Below are 14,001 nucleotides of genomic sequence, written 5' to 3'. Positions count from 1 at the left end.
ACCGCTCGCCCCGCTTGCGCGGCCCCCTCCTGCTCACTAACGTAGCGGCTTTATTGCGCCCCCAGCCTCTACACCCCCGCAGGAGCTTTGCCATGGCCTCGCCAGCCCTTTCACATTTTCTTCCCCGGTTCGGCGTTGCCGCAGCAGTGACCGGTGTCTTGAGCCTCTCCGGTTGCCAGACCTGGAACGCTCAGGACACCCTCCCGCCCACCTCCGGCGTGCAGCCGCTCAAGGGCCTGGCGCAGAACGTTTCGGTACGCCGCAATGCCATGGGCATGCCGCTGATCGAAAGCAACAGCTTCCATGACGCGCTGTTCGCCCTCGGCTATGTGCACGCCAGCGACCGCATCAATCAAATGGTCACCCTGCGCCTGCTGGCCCAGGGTCGTCTGGCGGAAATGTCCGGCGCGTCGATGCTCGACGCCGACCGCTACATGCGCGCCGTCAACCTGAAGAAAAGCGCCGGCGAGCTGTACAAGGCTTCGTCGCCACGGCTCAAGCGCTTCTTCGAGGTCTATGCGCGGGGCGTCAACGCCTACCTGTTCCGCTACGCCGACAAGTTGCCGGGGGACCTGGCCTCCAGTGGCTACAAGCCTGAGTACTGGAAACCGGAAGACTCGGCGCTGATTTTCTGCCTGTTGAACTTCAGCCAGTCGGCCAACCTGCCGGAAGAAATTGCTTCGCTGGTGCTGGCGCAGACCGTCACCACCGACAAACTCGCCTGGCTGAATCCGTCCGCCCCTGACGAAAACCTGCCGGTGGCCGAAGCCGACAAGTTGCAAGGCATCAAGCTCAACGGGCAGATTCCCGGCCTGAGCGAACTGAGCAACGCCAGCGAACAACTGGCGGCGATGAACCTGCTCGGCGCCAGCACTTCGAACAACTGGGCGATTGCCCCGCAACGCAGCCGCAGCGGCAAGAGCCTGCTGGCCAGCGACAGTCATGGGCCGCTGGCCGCGCCGTCGCTGTGGAGTTTTGTGCAGATTCACGCACCGAAATATCAGGCCGCCGGCGTGACCGTCGCCGGTCTGCCGATGGTGCTGGGCGGATTCAACGGCAAAGTGGCGTGGAGCCTGACCAGCGTGTTCGGTGACAACCAGGACCTGTTCTTGGAAAAAATCCGTCGCCAGGGCAGCAGCCTGACCTACGAGGTCAACGGCAAATGGCAGCCACTGGGCGTGCGCAACGAAACCTATTTCGTCAAAGGCCAGCGGCCGATTCGCGAAGCGGTATACGAAACCCGCCACGGCGCGCTGCTCAACAGTGCCCAGGCCGCGGCTCAAGGCGCAGGTTTCGGCCTGGCCTTACAGACCCCGAGCTTCACCGATGACAAATCCCTCGATGCGTTTTTCGATCTGAGCCGCGCGCAGACCGTTGAACGCGCCTCCGACGCGAGCCGGGAAATCCGCGCCATCGCGCTGAACCTGGTGTTTGCCGATGCCAGCAACATTGGCTGGCAAGTCACCGGACGTTTCCCGAACCGCCGCGAAGGCGAAGGCCTGCTGCCATCGCCGGGCTGGGAAGGTCGCTACGACTGGGACGGTTACGCCGACCCGATGCTGCACCCGTACGATCAGGACCCGAGCCAGGGCTGGCTCGGCACCGCCAACCAGCGCGTCATTCCTCACGGCTACGGCATGCAACTGTCCAACTCCTGGGCAGCGCCGGAACGTGGCGAGCGCCTCGCCGAACTGGCCGGCGGCGCCAAGCATGACGGTCGCAGCATGATCGCCATGCAGTACGACCAGACCACCACCTTCGCCACCAAGCTGAAGAAGATGTTCGAAGCCCCGGGCATGGCGCAGCCGCTGAAACAGGCGATCGACGCTCTGCCGGAAGCGGACCGCAGCAAGGCCCGCGAGGCCTTCACCCGTCTGATGGCGTTCGACGGCAAGCTCAGCCCGACTTCCGCTGACGCGGCGATCTACGAGCTGTTCCTGCAGGAAAGCATGAAGCAGATCTTCCTCGACGAGCTTGGCCCGCAAAGCAGCCCGGCGTGGAAAGCGTTTATCGCCAATGGCGATCTGTCCTACGCCGCCCAGGCCGACCACCTGCTGGGCCGCGAAGACAGTCCGTTCTGGGACGACGCCCGCACGCCGCAAAAAGAAGACAAACCGGCCATCCTCGCCCGCAGTCTGGCAGCGGCGATCAGCGCCGGCGACAGTCAGTTGGGTGGCGATCACAAAGCCTGGCAGTGGGGCAAACTGCACCGCTACGAGTGGAAGAATGCCAACAGCCAGACCGTTCGTGGCCCGCTCGCGGCGGGTGGCGATCACACGACGCTGAATACGGCGGCGTTTGCCTGGGGTCAGGACTTCAACACCACCCGTGCGCCATCGATGCGCTTTATCGTCGACTTCGGTCAGAGCGAACCGCTGATGGGCCAGAACGGCACGGGGCAATCGGGTAACCCGGTGAGCCCGAACTACCTGAACGGCATCGATCCGTGGCTCAAGGGCCAGTACATCGGCCTGCCGATGCAGCCGCAGAACTTTGATCGGGTGTATGGCAAGACGCGGTTGACCCTCACTCCCGGCAAGTAAGCGCGATCCCCTTGTGGGAACCAGTCTTCTGGCTCCCACAAGGGTTTTGTGATGACCCGAAAAAACAATCGAACTTCTGACTTCACGCAAACCTCATAGCTAACAAGTCCCTCCATTCCGGTAACGCCATGGACCTTGTTATCGCCCGCCCCGAAGGCCTGTACTGCCCCGCCGGGGATTTCTACATTGATCCGTGGCGCCCGGTCGAACGCGCGGTGATCACTCATGCCCACGGCGATCATGCCCGCACCGGCAACGCCCACTATCTGGCCGCCAGCGCCAGCGAAGGGGTTCTGCGCGCGCGACTGGGTCAGGACATCAACCTGCAAACGCTCGAGTACGGCCAGCGCCTGACTCACCACGGTGTCACCTTGAGTTTTCACCCCGCCGGGCACGTTCTGGGTTCGGCTCAGGTACGTCTGGAATACGGCGGTGAAGTCTGGGTCGCGTCCGGCGACTACAAGATCGAGCCCGACGGCACCTGTGCGCCCTTCGAGCCAGTGCGCTGCCACACCTTCATCACCGAATCGACCTTCGGCCTGCCGATCTACCGCTGGCAGCCGCAGGCACAGGTGTTTGGCGAAATAAACCAGTGGTGGCAGGCGAATATCGAGGCCGGCAAGACCAGCGTGCTGTTCTGCTATTCCTTCGGCAAGGCCCAGCGAATCCTGCACGGCATCGACGAAACCCTCGGCCCGATCCTCAGCCACGGCGCGGTGGAACCGCTGAACCGGGTCTATCGCGAGGCGGGTGTGTATCTGCCACCGACGATCTACGCCGGCGACGTGAAGAAAAACGATCCGTTGCTGCGTCAGGCGCTGGTCATCGCCCCGCCCTCGGCCGGTGGCAGCAGCTGGATGCGACGTTTCGGCGACTACAGCGACAGTTTCGCCAGCGGCTGGATGCGCCTGCGCGGCACCCGTCGGCGGCGCGGCGTGGATCGCGGTTTCGTGCTCTCGGATCACGCCGACTGGCCCGGCCTGTTGTGGGCCATCGAACAGACCGGCGCCGAACGGGTGATGGTCACCCACGGATCGATCGGCGTGCTGGTCCGCCACCTGCGCGAACAAGGGCTGGACGCCCAAGGCTTCAACACCGAATACGGTGACGACGAACAAGACAACATCGCCGTCGAACCCGACGTTGCCGAGGTGCAACCATGAAAGACTTCGCCGGGTTGTACGCCGAACTCGATGCCACCACCTCCAGCAAGGCGAAACTCGCGGCCATGCAGACCTTCTTCGCCACGGCGGCACCGGAGGATGCGGCCTGGGCGGTGTACTTTCTGTCGGGCGGACGACCACGGCAACTGATCCCGGTGCGAATCCTGCGTGATCTGGCGGTCGAGGTGTCCGGGCTCGAGCCGTGGCTGTTCGAAGAGAGCTATCAAGCCGTCGGCGATCTGGCGGAAACCATCTCGCTGGTACTGCCGGAAAATCCGCACACCTCCGAGGCCGGTCTCGCCGAATGGATCGAACAGAAACTGCTGCCGCTACGGGGTGAAACTCCGGAGTACCTGGCCCGACAGTTGCCGGCACTGTGGGCGCAACTCGACCGGCCGAGCCTGATGCTGTGCATCAAACTGATCACCGGCAGTTTTCGGGTCGGCGTGTCCAAACTGCTGGTGACCCGCGCCCTCGCGTCGATGGCCGGACTGGACAGCAAACGCGTAGCGCAACGATTGGTGGGTTACACCGATCTGTCCAACCGGCCGAACGCCGCCAGTTATCTGAAACTGATCGCCCCCGAATCCAGCACCGAGCACGCCCAACGCGGCGGTCAGCCTTATCCGTTCTTTCTCGCCCACGGTCTGTCACAACCGGTCGAACAGTTCGAAGCCCTGCTCGGCCCGGCCAGCAACTGGCAAGTTGAATGGAAGTGGGACGGCATCCGCGCGCAAGTGGTCAAGCGTGATGGACGCCTGTGGATCTGGTCCCGTGGCGAAGAACTGGTAACCGAGCGCTTCCCCGAACTCGACACCCTTGTCCACGGTTTGCCCGACGGCACGGTGATCGACGGCGAAATCGTGGTCTGGAAAAACCCGCATCCCACCACCGAAGACGCCTTCGACCCGCAATCGACAGCGCCACCGGCGGTGCAACCCTTTGCCCTGCTCCAGCAACGGATCGGCCGCAAGACCCTGGACAGGAAAATCCTCGAAGACGTGCCTGTGGTCGTCCTCGCCTACGACTTGCTGGAATGGCAGGGCGAAGACTGGCGCAACCAACCGCAATCCCGACGCCGCGAGCAACTGGAGCACGTCATCGCGCAGTGCAACAACCCGGTGCTGCTGCCCTCCCCGGTGCTGACCGGCAGCGACTGGTTCGACCTCGCCCGTCAACGCGAAGCCTCCCGGCGACTGGGCGTCGAGGGCATGATGCTCAAGGCCCGGGACGCGATGTACGGCGTCGGTCGCACCAAGGACATGGGCGTTTGGTGGAAATGGAAAGTCGACCCGTTCAGTGTCGACGCGGTGCTGATCTACGCCCAGCGCGGGCATGGCCGGCGCGCCAGCCTGTACAGCGATTACACCTTCGCGGTATGGGACGGCCCGCCCGGCGCCAGCCCGCGCGCACTGGTGCCCTTCGCCAAGGCCTATTCCGGGCTCTCGGACGCGGAAATGCGCGAAGTCGACAGCATCGTGCGCAAGACCACCGTGGAAAAATTCGGCCCGGTCAGCAGCGTGACGCCCAGCCTGGTCTTCGAGCTGGGTTTCGAAGGCATCGCCCTGTCGCGCCGGCACAAGAGCGGCATCGCCGTGCGCTTTCCGCGCATGCTGCGCTGGCGCCAGGACAAGACCGTCGACGAAGCGGACAGTCTGGCGACCTTGCAGGATCTGCTGGTCTGATTCCTGTCCCGTAAAAGCCCTTCCTGCGCTTAAAAGGTGCAACGCTTTTTCGGTGCCCGTTTTCGGGCACTGTTGCGGCTGCGCCCTCACTTCCTACACCTTTTAAAACACTTGTTCGGGACTCTGGTTCGGAAATTGCTACTTTCTATAAGTCGTAAGCGTTCCAGTAACAATAATTCTGCGCCACAAGCGCTCATATTGGTTCTTAGGGATTGAATAATGAAAAAAGCATTGCTGACCCTTTCTGCACTGGCGTTGTGCATGGCCGCCGGTTCCGCACTGGCCAAGGAATACAAAGAGCTGCGTTTTGGCGTTGACCCTTCCTACGCACCGTTCGAGTCGAAAGCGGCCGATGGCAGTCTGGTGGGCTTTGACATCGACCTGGGCAACGCGATCTGCGCCGAGCTGAAGGTCAAGTGCAAATGGGTCGAAAGCGACTTCGACGGCATGATTCCGGGCCTCAAGGCCAATAAATTCGACGGTGTGATCTCGTCGATGACCGTCACCGAAGCCCGCGAAAAAGTCATCGACTTCTCCAGCGAGCTGTTCTCCGGCCCGACTGCGTATGTGTCGAAGAAAGGTTCGGGCATCACCAACGACGTGGCCTCCCTGAAAGGCAAAACCGTCGGCTACGAGCAAGGCACCATTCAGGAAGCCTATGCCAAAGCCGTGCTGGACAAGGCCGGCGTGAAAACCCAGGCCTACGCCAACCAGGATCAGGTGTATTCCGACCTGACTTCCGGCCGTCTCGATGCGGGCATTCAGGACATGCTGCAGGCCGAACTGGGCTTTCTGAAGTCGCCACAGGGCGCCGAATACGCAGTCAGCGAGCCGGTTGACGCACCGTTGCTGCCAGCCAAAACCGCTGTCGGTATTAAGAAAGGTAACACCGAGCTGAAAGCGCTTTTGGATAAAGGTATCAAAGCGTTACACGACGACGGCAAATACGCCGAGATTCAAAAGAAACACTTTGGCGATCTGAATCTGTACAGCGGCAAATAATGCCCCGGCGCCCATCCTCGATGGGCGCCTTTTTCATTCAGTCAGGTTGCTGATTTATGTTCGAAAACCTCTTACAAAATCTGGGGCTCTCCGCCTTCAGCCTCAAGGGCTTCGGTCCTTTGCTGTTGGAAGGCACCTGGATGACTATCAAATTATCGGCGTTGTCGCTGTTGGTGGCCGTGTTGCTCGGCCTGCTCGGCGCCAGTGCCAAGCTGTCAAAAGTCAAACTGCTGCGCCTGCCCGCCCAGCTTTACACCACGCTGATTCGCGGGGTGCCGGATCTGGTGCTGATGTTGTTGATCTTCTACAGCCTGCAAACCTGGCTGACGACGCTCACCGACTACATGGAATGGGAATACATCGAAATCAATCCGTTCAGCGCCGGGGTCCTGACCCTGGGCTTTATCTACGGTGCGTATTTCACCGAAACCTTCCGTGGCGCGATCCTCGCCGTACCGCGTGGCCAGGTTGAAGCCGCCACTGCGTACGGGCTCAAGCGCGGACAGCGTTTTCGCTACGTGGTGTTCCCGCAAATGATGCGTTTCGCCCTGCCCGGCATCGGCAACAACTGGATGGTGATGCTCAAGGCCACCGCGCTGGTCTCGATCATCGGCCTGGCCGATCTGGTCAAGGCTGCCCAGGACGCCGGTAAAAGCAGCTATCAACTGTTCTTCTTTCTGGTACTCGCCGCCTTGATCTACCTGCTGATCACCAGTGTTTCCAACGTCATCCTGCGCTGGCTCGAACGCCGCTACGCCGCCGGTGCCCGGGAGGCCGTACGATGATCGAACTCCTGCAGGACTACTGGAAAGCCTTCCTTTATACCGACGGCCAGAACATCACCGGGCTGGCGATGACGATGTGGCTGCTCAGCGCTTCGATCTTCTTCGGTTTCATCGTGTCGATTCCGCTGTCGATCGCCCGTGTCTCGTCGCACTTCTACATCCGCTGGCCGGTGCAGTTCTACACCTACCTGTTCCGTGGCACGCCGCTCTATATCCAGCTGCTGATCTGCTACACCGGCATCTACAGCCTGGCCGCCGTGCGCGCCCAGCCGCTGCTCGACAGTTTCTTTCGCGATGCGATGAACTGCACGATCCTCGCCTTTGCCCTCAACACCTGCGCCTACACCACGGAGATCTTCGCCGGGGCGATCCGCAGCATGAACCACGGCGAAGTCGAAGCGGCCAAGGCCTACGGCCTGACCGGCTGGAAGCTGTACGCCTATGTGATCATGCCGTCGGCGCTGCGTCGCTCGTTGCCGTACTACAGCAACGAAGTGATCCTGATGCTGCACTCGACCACCGTGGCCTTCACCGCGACCATCCCGGACATCCTGAAAGTCGCGCGGGACGCCAACTCGGCGACCTTCCTGACGTTCCAGTCGTTCGGCATCGCCGCGCTGATCTACCTGACCATCACCTTTGCGCTGGTCGGCCTATTCCGCCTCGCCGAACGCCGATGGCTGGCCTTCCTCGGGCCGACTCACTAGGACCTCTCTGCAATGCGCCACCAGATACATGACCTGCTGGCCCCGCTGCCGGGGACCGCACGACAGATCCACAGCTTTCACTTCGGCCCGGACAAGGCCAAAGGCAAGATCTACATCCAGTCCTCGCTGCACGCCGACGAACTGCCCGGCATGCTCGTGGCCTGGCACCTCAAGCAGCGCCTGGCGGAGCTGGAAGCCGCTGGCCGCCTGCGCAGCGAAATCGTGCTGGTGCCGGTGGCCAACCCGGTCGGCCTCGAACAGGTGCTGATGGACGTGCCACTGGGCCGTTACGAGCTGGAGAGCGGGCAGAACTTCAACCGCTGGTTCGTCGACCTCAGCGAAGAAATCGGCAACGAGATCGAATCGCAGCTCTGCGACGACCCGCAGCGCAACCTGGAACTGATCCGCACCAGCCTGCGCAACGCCCTCGCCCGGCACACCGCCACGACTCAGCTGCAATCCCAGCGCCTGACCCTGCAACGGCTGGCCTGTGACGCGGACATGGTGCTGGACCTGCACTGCGATTTCGAATCCGTCGTCCACCTTTACACCACGCCCGAGGCCTGGCCGCAGGTCGAGCCGCTGGCGCGCTACATCGAGTCCCGGGCGAGCCTGCTGGCGACCGACTCCGGCGGCCAGTCGTTCGATGAGTGCTTCACCTTGCTGTGGTGGCAATTGAAGGAGCGCTTCGGCGAACACTTCGAGATTCCGCTGGGCAGTTTCTCGGTCACCGTCGAACTTCGCGGCCAGGGCGACGTCACCCATCCGCTGGCCAGCCGTGACTGTGAAGCCTTGCTCGATTACCTGATTCACTTCGGCGCCATCGCCGGCGAGCCGAAACCCCTGCCGGATCTGCCGCTCCCCGCCACGCCGCTGGCGGGTGTAGAGCCGGTCGTGACACCGTTCGGCGGGCTATTGGTGTACACAGCCACGCCCGGCCAGTACCTGGAAGCCGGGCAGAAAATCGCCGAAATCATTGACCCGATCACCGACCGGGTCACGCCAGTCCATTGCACCGCTTCCGGTCTGCTCTATGCCCGCTCGCTGCGGCGCATGGCGACGGCCGGCATGGTGATCGCCCACGTCGCGGGCGCCGAAGCCTATCGCAGCGGCTACTTACTTTCGCCTTGAGGATGCCTGTCCCATGTACAAACTGACCGTAGAAGGCCTGCACAAAAGCTATGGCGACCATCAGGTGCTCAAAGGCGTTTCGCTCAAGGCCAAGACCGGTGACGTGATCAGTCTGATCGGCGCCAGCGGCTCGGGCAAAAGCACCTTTTTGCGCTGCATCAACTTTCTCGAACAACCCAACGACGGCGCGATGAGCCTCGACGGCCAGGCGATCCGCATGGTCACCGACCGCCACGGCATGCACGTCGCCGACGCCAATGAACTGCAACGCCTGCGCACGCGGCTGGCGATGGTGTTCCAGCACTTCAACCTGTGGAGCCACATGACCGTGCTGGAGAACATCACCATGGCCCCGCGCCGGGTGCTGGGCTGCAGCAAACAGGAGGCCGACGACCGCGCCCGTCGTTATCTGGACAAGGTTGGCTTGCCGGCACGGGTGGCCGATCAGTACCCGGCCTTCCTGTCCGGCGGCCAGCAGCAACGGGTGGCCATTGCCCGCGCGTTGGCGATGGAGCCGGAAGTCATGCTGTTCGACGAGCCGACCTCGGCACTCGACCCGGAACTGGTCGGCGAAGTGCTGAAGGTGATTCAGGGCCTGGCCGAAGAAGGCCGGACCATGATCATGGTGACCCACGAGATGAGTTTTGCGCGCAAGGTGTCGAGCCAGGTGCTGTTCCTGCACCAAGGGCTGGTGGAAGAAGAAGGCGCGCCGGAGGAAGTGCTGGGTAATCCGAAGAGCGAACGCCTGAAGCAGTTTCTCAGCGGCAACCTCAAGTAAGCCCGCTGCCCTGCCGGCAGGGTCCCCATAACGAAATATGGCCCGTCGGCTGAAGTCTTTCAGGACATCAGCCGACGGGCCATGCATTCACTCACGGATCAGGCAACGGGCGCCGGTGGCGGTTTATCCGGCAACGTAGGCTCGCCGGGTTCGGTCGGCTCTTCGTTGGGGGTATCGGGATCAGGCTGGTGAGGGATTCCGCCGGCCGTGGTGATGGGCGGGTGTGCCAACAACGACCAGGCCAATACGCCAACCTGATTGGGCTCGAGCCTTGCCAGTTCGGCAGTGATTTGCGGATCGATCTTCATGGAGCACTCCTCGGCGAAGGCCCGTTGCGCTGTTCGCGAAACGGGCAGTACACCCCATAGAGTGTCTACCCGCCGAAGAATTCCCGGTAACTGCCGGATGGACGGCTCAGGTGCGCGGCAGGGTCACGCCACGCTGGCCCTGGTACTTGCCGGCACGGTCCTTGTAGGAGACTTCGCATTCCTCGTCGGATTCGAGGAACAACATCTGCGCCACACCTTCATTGGCGTAGATCTTCGCCGGCAGGTTGGTGGTGTTCGAGAACTCCAGGGTCACCTGGCCTTCCCACTCAGGCTCGAGCGGGGTGACGTTGACGATGATGCCGCAACGGGCGTAGGTGCTTTTGCCCAGGCAGATGGTCAGGACATTGCGCGGAATACGGAAGTATTCAACGGTCGTGGCCAGGGCGAAGGAGTTCGGCGGGATGATGCAGACGTCACTGTGAACGTCGACGAAGCTGCCGGCGTCGAAGTTCTTCGGATCGACGATGGCCGAATTGATGTTGGTGAACACCTTGAAATGACTGGTGCAACGCACATCGTAGCCGTAGCTCGACACACCGTAGGAGATCACACGGCTGTCGTCGCTGCCGCGCACCTGGCGCTCGACGAACGGCTCGATCATGCCGTGTTCCTGCGCCATGCGGCGAATCCACTTGTCCGATTTGATGCTCATGGCGGGGTGTCCTGAATAGCGAGGTGGAAAAAATCTGTCCGGCATCTTACCGGGCGCGCCGCCGGGTTCAAAGTCCGGGCTGCAATTCTCGCCGAACGTGCAGGAAATACGCGGCCTGGCGACGAACCGTCACACCGCCGATCCTTAAAACAGAGAAACCTTCGCAAGAAGCATTGGCACGTTCCGGAAAAAGGGTTAAGGTGGCGCCACTGTGCTGCTTGTGTCACTGAGAATCTCTACACGATATGTTGAATTTCGATCCAACCATCTACAAGAATTTTTCCTGCTCTTTGCACTCAGTCTCGGCCAGGGTTCTTCCTGTGTCGCAGTTATCTTTGTTCAAGGAGTTACACCATGTCTAATCGCCAAACCGGTACCGTTAAGTGGTTCAACGATGAAAAAGGCTTCGGCTTCATCACTCCACAATCCGGTGACGACCTGTTCGTTCACTTCAAAGCTATCCAATCCGACGGCTTCAAAAGCCTGAAAGAAGGCCAACAGGTTTCTTTCATCGCTACCCGCGGTCAGAAAGGCATGCAAGCTGAAGAAGTACAAGTTATCTAACTTGTAGCTTCTTTAGTAAAAAGCCCCGCCCTTAAAAGCGGGGCTTTTTTGTGTCCGCAAGTTTTGTTCGCCCCTGCCTGCACCTCAGCTCTATATGATCCGCGCCCTGGAATTCACATGGAAGAAGCAGGATGCAGTTCATTTCTTGGAAAGCGCTCAACGCGCTACTGCTGGTACTGACGCCACCACTCAACGCCGATGCAGAGCCGGCCCCTGAACATCCCACAGTAATTGTCGGGATGAACCCTAGAGCAACCTATCTGGCCAAAGGTCCAGAGGTAAATGGCCACGCGTCCATGCAGCTTAGAGCTGCCGCACTACTGACCCTTGAAACGCCTCACTCATGCGGGAGCAATGAGGTCTACCTCACGCCGGAGTCATTAGGAATTCCCAACGAATCGTTTCGCCGCGCACTCGGAGAAGTTCAGGACTTGATCGACCAAAAAGTCCCACTCCTGCTGACGCTTTCGGCGTGTGAGCGAAAGCGAGCCTTTTTCAAAAAGGTACGCCCCTGTACTTCTGAAGAATGCGTCGACCTCATGACTCCCCTAGTGGATGGCAAACTTTATCTCGACGAACACTTCGCTCCCGTTGGTAGAGTCAGGGCGTCGTACTACCTCAAAATGCCGATGACCTATGACGGCAAACTCCAAGCATGGAATGCGCAAATCTTCTATCAGGACAGCCAGGCCCTGCGCAGCGACTACTTTGTCGATAACGAAGATTTCGTTTCAGGAAAACCAGTCCACACCTACAAGTCCTACTATCAAAACGGCAAGCTGCGCAAAAGCTACCGGAACGACGCCAGCGGCCAGCTTCAGGGAGAAGCGATGATGTATGCCGAAAATGGCACCGTCATCAAGCGGGAGAACTACCTCAACAACGAGCTAGAAGGAACTCAATCCATCTACCATGACAATGGCAAGCTTGCCGAGTCCTACAAATGGCATTTAGGCAAACGAGTAGATGGCGAGTACCCCAAATATGATGAAAATGGAGCCCTGATAGGCCGAACGAGCTACCGGAACAACGTGTGGGACGGCCCTAGCCTCGGTTACTTCCCGAACGGAAAGCTGCGCTACAGCACCCTTTTCGTGAACGGCAAATCAGAGGGCCCCACCACCTACTATTTTGAAGATGGAACAAAACAGTTCACCCGAAACGATGTGAATGGCAAACCAGTTGGCTGGATGGTCACATATTTCATCGACGGCAAAGTAAAGGAAAAAGAGTTCTACAAAGATGGAAATCGACTGAGCTACGAGCAATGGACTCAGCAAGGCGTGCAAACGCTGCAATGGCAGTGGGACGCACAAAACCGCAAGCAAGGGGACTTCAAGCGGTGGTATGAATCTGGCCAGCTAAAAGAACATCAAAAATATCAGGATGACAAACTTCAAGGCTCGTCCGCTACGTGGCACGAAAACGGTGAGATGGCGTCGTCTGCCGGCTACGTAGATGGAAAAGAACATGGCCCGATCCACTTCTGGAGAGACAACGGCAGTCTGAGCTACGAATGCCAATACCTGATGGGCAAAAAGCTGGAAAAATGTACCTACATTTCCGCCAAGGAAGATAAATCGAAGAAATAAAAACAAAGAAGCCCTGCAACTCTGAAGCTGCTGGGCTTGCTTCCACCTCGGAGTACAGCCTTACCAGGCCACGCCAAACCCGGCGGTGTAGCGGGTCTTGTTCAGATCAGCATCCTTGGTACCGCTGATGATGTCACGCTCGGCCTTGAGGTTGAGCGACGCCCAGTCCGTCACCTTGTAGCGCAGGCCCACTTCCGAATCCAGGGCATAGTTGGCGACGTCCGACAGTGGCTTGCCAATCTCGCCAGTGGTGAAGAACTGAACCTTCTTGCCGATCAGGTAGCGGTTGTAGTCCCACTTCATCGCGACAGAATAGAAGTTGTCCTTGCCGCCATCGCTGTACTCGTAGTCGGTGCGGTTGAGCAGCGAGCCGAGCGAGAACGCCCCCAGCTCGTCATCCCAGAACTGGTAGCCCGGACCGGTACCGACCACCCGCTGGCGCGACAGCTCTTCGACGTAATCGCGTTTGTAGTTCAGGCGCCCCTGCCAGAACCACTTATCAGTCAGGAAGCGGTCCAGGGCGTATTCGGCACGCCAGTTGTTGGTGGTCACCACCTCATCCTGAACTTCGCGGTTGTACTCGCCCTCAGCGGTATGACGCCAACGGCCATGGCGCGCCGAGGTCTTGAAGCCGATGTCGTAGTCATTGGTGTCTTTTTCAGCACGTTGATAATCCAGGGCCAGGTCGACATTGCCCTTCCACACGAGATCCTCGACCACGGGCTTGGGCTTGAGAATCTGCTGGATGCTCGCCAGCTCGACGGTTTTCGGCGCTTCACCGTTGGCCAGGGTGACCTTGCCGTCTTCGGCGGCGGTCAGCGACTTGGCTTTCTCGCCGTTGTAGGCGTCCTGCTTGACCAGCAGTTCCTGATCACTTTCCAGCGTCTTCACCTGCTTCCAGTCGATGGTGACCGCACCGGCGTACTGGGTCTGGACCAGCAACTTGCCGCCGTCGAACAGGGTGATTTTGCCGCTCAGCTTGTCACCGTTCTTCAACCAGACGGTATCGGCAAGCAAGGGCGTGGACGCACTGAAGACAGCAAGGCACAGCAGGGTTCTGGACAACATAA

The 14,001-nt window shown here is 60.3% G+C and carries 13 protein-coding genes; 10 read left to right on the top strand and 3 right to left on the bottom strand.

Annotated features, from left to right (window positions below):
• Positions 1-92 precede the first annotated feature (92 nt).
• The 8 genes from AC1RME_RS19010 to AC1RME_RS18975 all read left to right on the top strand — a co-directional run bounded on the left by AC1RME_RS19010 (position 93) and on the right by AC1RME_RS18975 (position 9,794).
• Positions 93-2,543 (top strand): penicillin acylase family protein, encoded by a 2,451-nt coding sequence (locus AC1RME_RS19010; RefSeq protein WP_096819540.1) that lies wholly within the window; start codon positions 93-95, stop codon positions 2,541-2,543.
• 128 nt (positions 2,544-2,671) lie between these two features.
• A complete protein-coding gene (locus tag AC1RME_RS19005) occupies positions 2,672-3,706 on the top strand; it encodes a ligase-associated DNA damage response exonuclease (RefSeq protein ID WP_096819541.1) in 1,035 nt (344 codons plus the stop codon).
• Complete coding sequence (locus AC1RME_RS19000) at positions 3,703-5,391, top strand: ATP-dependent DNA ligase (protein WP_096819542.1); 1,689 nt, start codon at positions 3,703-3,705, stop codon at positions 5,389-5,391. The genes AC1RME_RS19005 and AC1RME_RS19000 overlap by 4 nt, the downstream gene beginning before the upstream one ends.
• 219 nt (positions 5,392-5,610) lie before the next feature.
• On the top strand, positions 5,611-6,393 hold the full coding sequence (locus AC1RME_RS18995; protein ID WP_096819543.1) for a transporter substrate-binding domain-containing protein: 783 nt from the start codon (positions 5,611-5,613) through the stop codon (positions 6,391-6,393).
• A 56-nt stretch (positions 6,394-6,449) separates the two neighbouring features.
• Complete coding sequence (locus tag AC1RME_RS18990; protein WP_096819544.1) at positions 6,450-7,178, top strand: ABC transporter permease; 729 nt, start codon at positions 6,450-6,452, stop codon at positions 7,176-7,178.
• Positions 7,175-7,885, top strand: a complete 711-nt coding sequence (locus AC1RME_RS18985) for an ABC transporter permease (RefSeq protein WP_096819545.1) — start codon at positions 7,175-7,177, stop codon at positions 7,883-7,885. The genes AC1RME_RS18990 and AC1RME_RS18985 overlap by 4 nt, the downstream gene beginning before the upstream one ends.
• Positions 7,886-7,897: 12 nt before the next feature.
• Entirely contained in the window at positions 7,898-9,016 is a 1,119-nt protein-coding gene (locus tag AC1RME_RS18980) for a succinylglutamate desuccinylase/aspartoacylase family protein (RefSeq protein ID WP_096819546.1), read from the top strand.
• Positions 9,017-9,029: 13 nt separating this feature from the next.
• Complete coding sequence (locus tag AC1RME_RS18975) at positions 9,030-9,794, top strand: ABC transporter ATP-binding protein (RefSeq protein ID WP_096819547.1); 765 nt, start codon at positions 9,030-9,032, stop codon at positions 9,792-9,794.
• Between the two features lie 98 nt (positions 9,795-9,892).
• Here the strand turns inward: AC1RME_RS18975 and AC1RME_RS18970 are convergent, their stop codons facing one another.
• Positions 9,893-10,102, bottom strand: coding sequence for a hypothetical protein (locus tag AC1RME_RS18970; protein ID WP_096819548.1), 210 nt, complete (start codon positions 10,100-10,102; stop codon positions 9,893-9,895).
• Between the two features lie 106 nt (positions 10,103-10,208).
• Complete coding sequence (dcd, locus tag AC1RME_RS18965) at positions 10,209-10,775, bottom strand: dCTP deaminase (RefSeq protein ID WP_096819549.1); 567 nt, start codon at positions 10,773-10,775, stop codon at positions 10,209-10,211.
• 354 nt (positions 10,776-11,129) lie between these two features.
• On the opposite strand from dcd, the gene AC1RME_RS18960 reads away from it, so the two are divergent.
• Positions 11,130-11,339 carry a cold-shock protein gene (locus AC1RME_RS18960; RefSeq protein ID WP_002554837.1) on the top strand — a complete coding sequence of 70 codons (210 nt, stop codon included), beginning with the start codon at positions 11,130-11,132 and terminating at the stop codon, positions 11,337-11,339.
• A 131-nt stretch (positions 11,340-11,470) separates the two neighbouring features.
• A complete protein-coding gene (locus tag AC1RME_RS18955; RefSeq protein WP_141401763.1) occupies positions 11,471-12,931 on the top strand; it encodes a toxin-antitoxin system YwqK family antitoxin in 1,461 nt (486 codons plus the stop codon).
• A 60-nt stretch (positions 12,932-12,991) separates the two neighbouring features.
• On the opposite strand, the gene AC1RME_RS18950 is transcribed toward AC1RME_RS18955, so the two are convergent.
• Positions 12,992-13,999 carry a DUF481 domain-containing protein gene (locus AC1RME_RS18950; protein ID WP_096819550.1) on the bottom strand — a complete coding sequence of 336 codons (1,008 nt, stop codon included), beginning with the start codon at positions 13,997-13,999 and terminating at the stop codon, positions 12,992-12,994.
• Positions 14,000-14,001 lie beyond the last annotated feature (2 nt).

It is taken from the genome of Pseudomonas sp. GW822-FHT03F08 (genome assembly GCF_058801265.1).
Note: the sequence above shows the minus strand (reverse complement) of the source record. Positions and strands in the feature narration are given on the sequence as shown.

Excerpts from the sequence above, each read along its gene's own strand:
- AC1RME_RS19010 (WP_096819540.1), top strand. The coding sequence starts at position 93 with ATGGCCTCGCCAGCCCTTTCACATTTTCTTCCCCGGTTCGGCGTTGCC.
- AC1RME_RS19005 (WP_096819541.1), top strand. The coding sequence starts at position 2,672 with ATGGACCTTGTTATCGCCCGCCCCGAAGGCCTGTACTGCCCCGCCGGG.
- AC1RME_RS19000 (WP_096819542.1), top strand. The coding sequence starts at position 3,703 with ATGAAAGACTTCGCCGGGTTGTACGCCGAACTCGATGCCACCACCTCC.
- AC1RME_RS18995 (WP_096819543.1), top strand. The coding sequence starts at position 5,611 with ATGAAAAAAGCATTGCTGACCCTTTCTGCACTGGCGTTGTGCATGGCC.
- AC1RME_RS18990 (WP_096819544.1), top strand. The coding sequence starts at position 6,450 with ATGTTCGAAAACCTCTTACAAAATCTGGGGCTCTCCGCCTTCAGCCTC.
- AC1RME_RS18985 (WP_096819545.1), top strand. The coding sequence starts at position 7,175 with ATGATCGAACTCCTGCAGGACTACTGGAAAGCCTTCCTTTATACCGAC.
- AC1RME_RS18980 (WP_096819546.1), top strand. The coding sequence starts at position 7,898 with ATGCGCCACCAGATACATGACCTGCTGGCCCCGCTGCCGGGGACCGCA.
- AC1RME_RS18975 (WP_096819547.1), top strand. The coding sequence starts at position 9,030 with ATGTACAAACTGACCGTAGAAGGCCTGCACAAAAGCTATGGCGACCAT.
- AC1RME_RS18970 (WP_096819548.1), bottom strand. The coding sequence starts at position 10,102 with ATGAAGATCGATCCGCAAATCACTGCCGAACTGGCAAGGCTCGAGCCC.
- dcd (WP_096819549.1), bottom strand. The coding sequence starts at position 10,775 with ATGAGCATCAAATCGGACAAGTGGATTCGCCGCATGGCGCAGGAACAC.
- AC1RME_RS18960 (WP_002554837.1), top strand. The coding sequence starts at position 11,130 with ATGTCTAATCGCCAAACCGGTACCGTTAAGTGGTTCAACGATGAAAAA.
- AC1RME_RS18955 (WP_141401763.1), top strand. The coding sequence starts at position 11,471 with ATGCAGTTCATTTCTTGGAAAGCGCTCAACGCGCTACTGCTGGTACTG.
- AC1RME_RS18950 (WP_096819550.1), bottom strand. The coding sequence starts at position 13,999 with ATGTTGTCCAGAACCCTGCTGTGCCTTGCTGTCTTCAGTGCGTCCACG.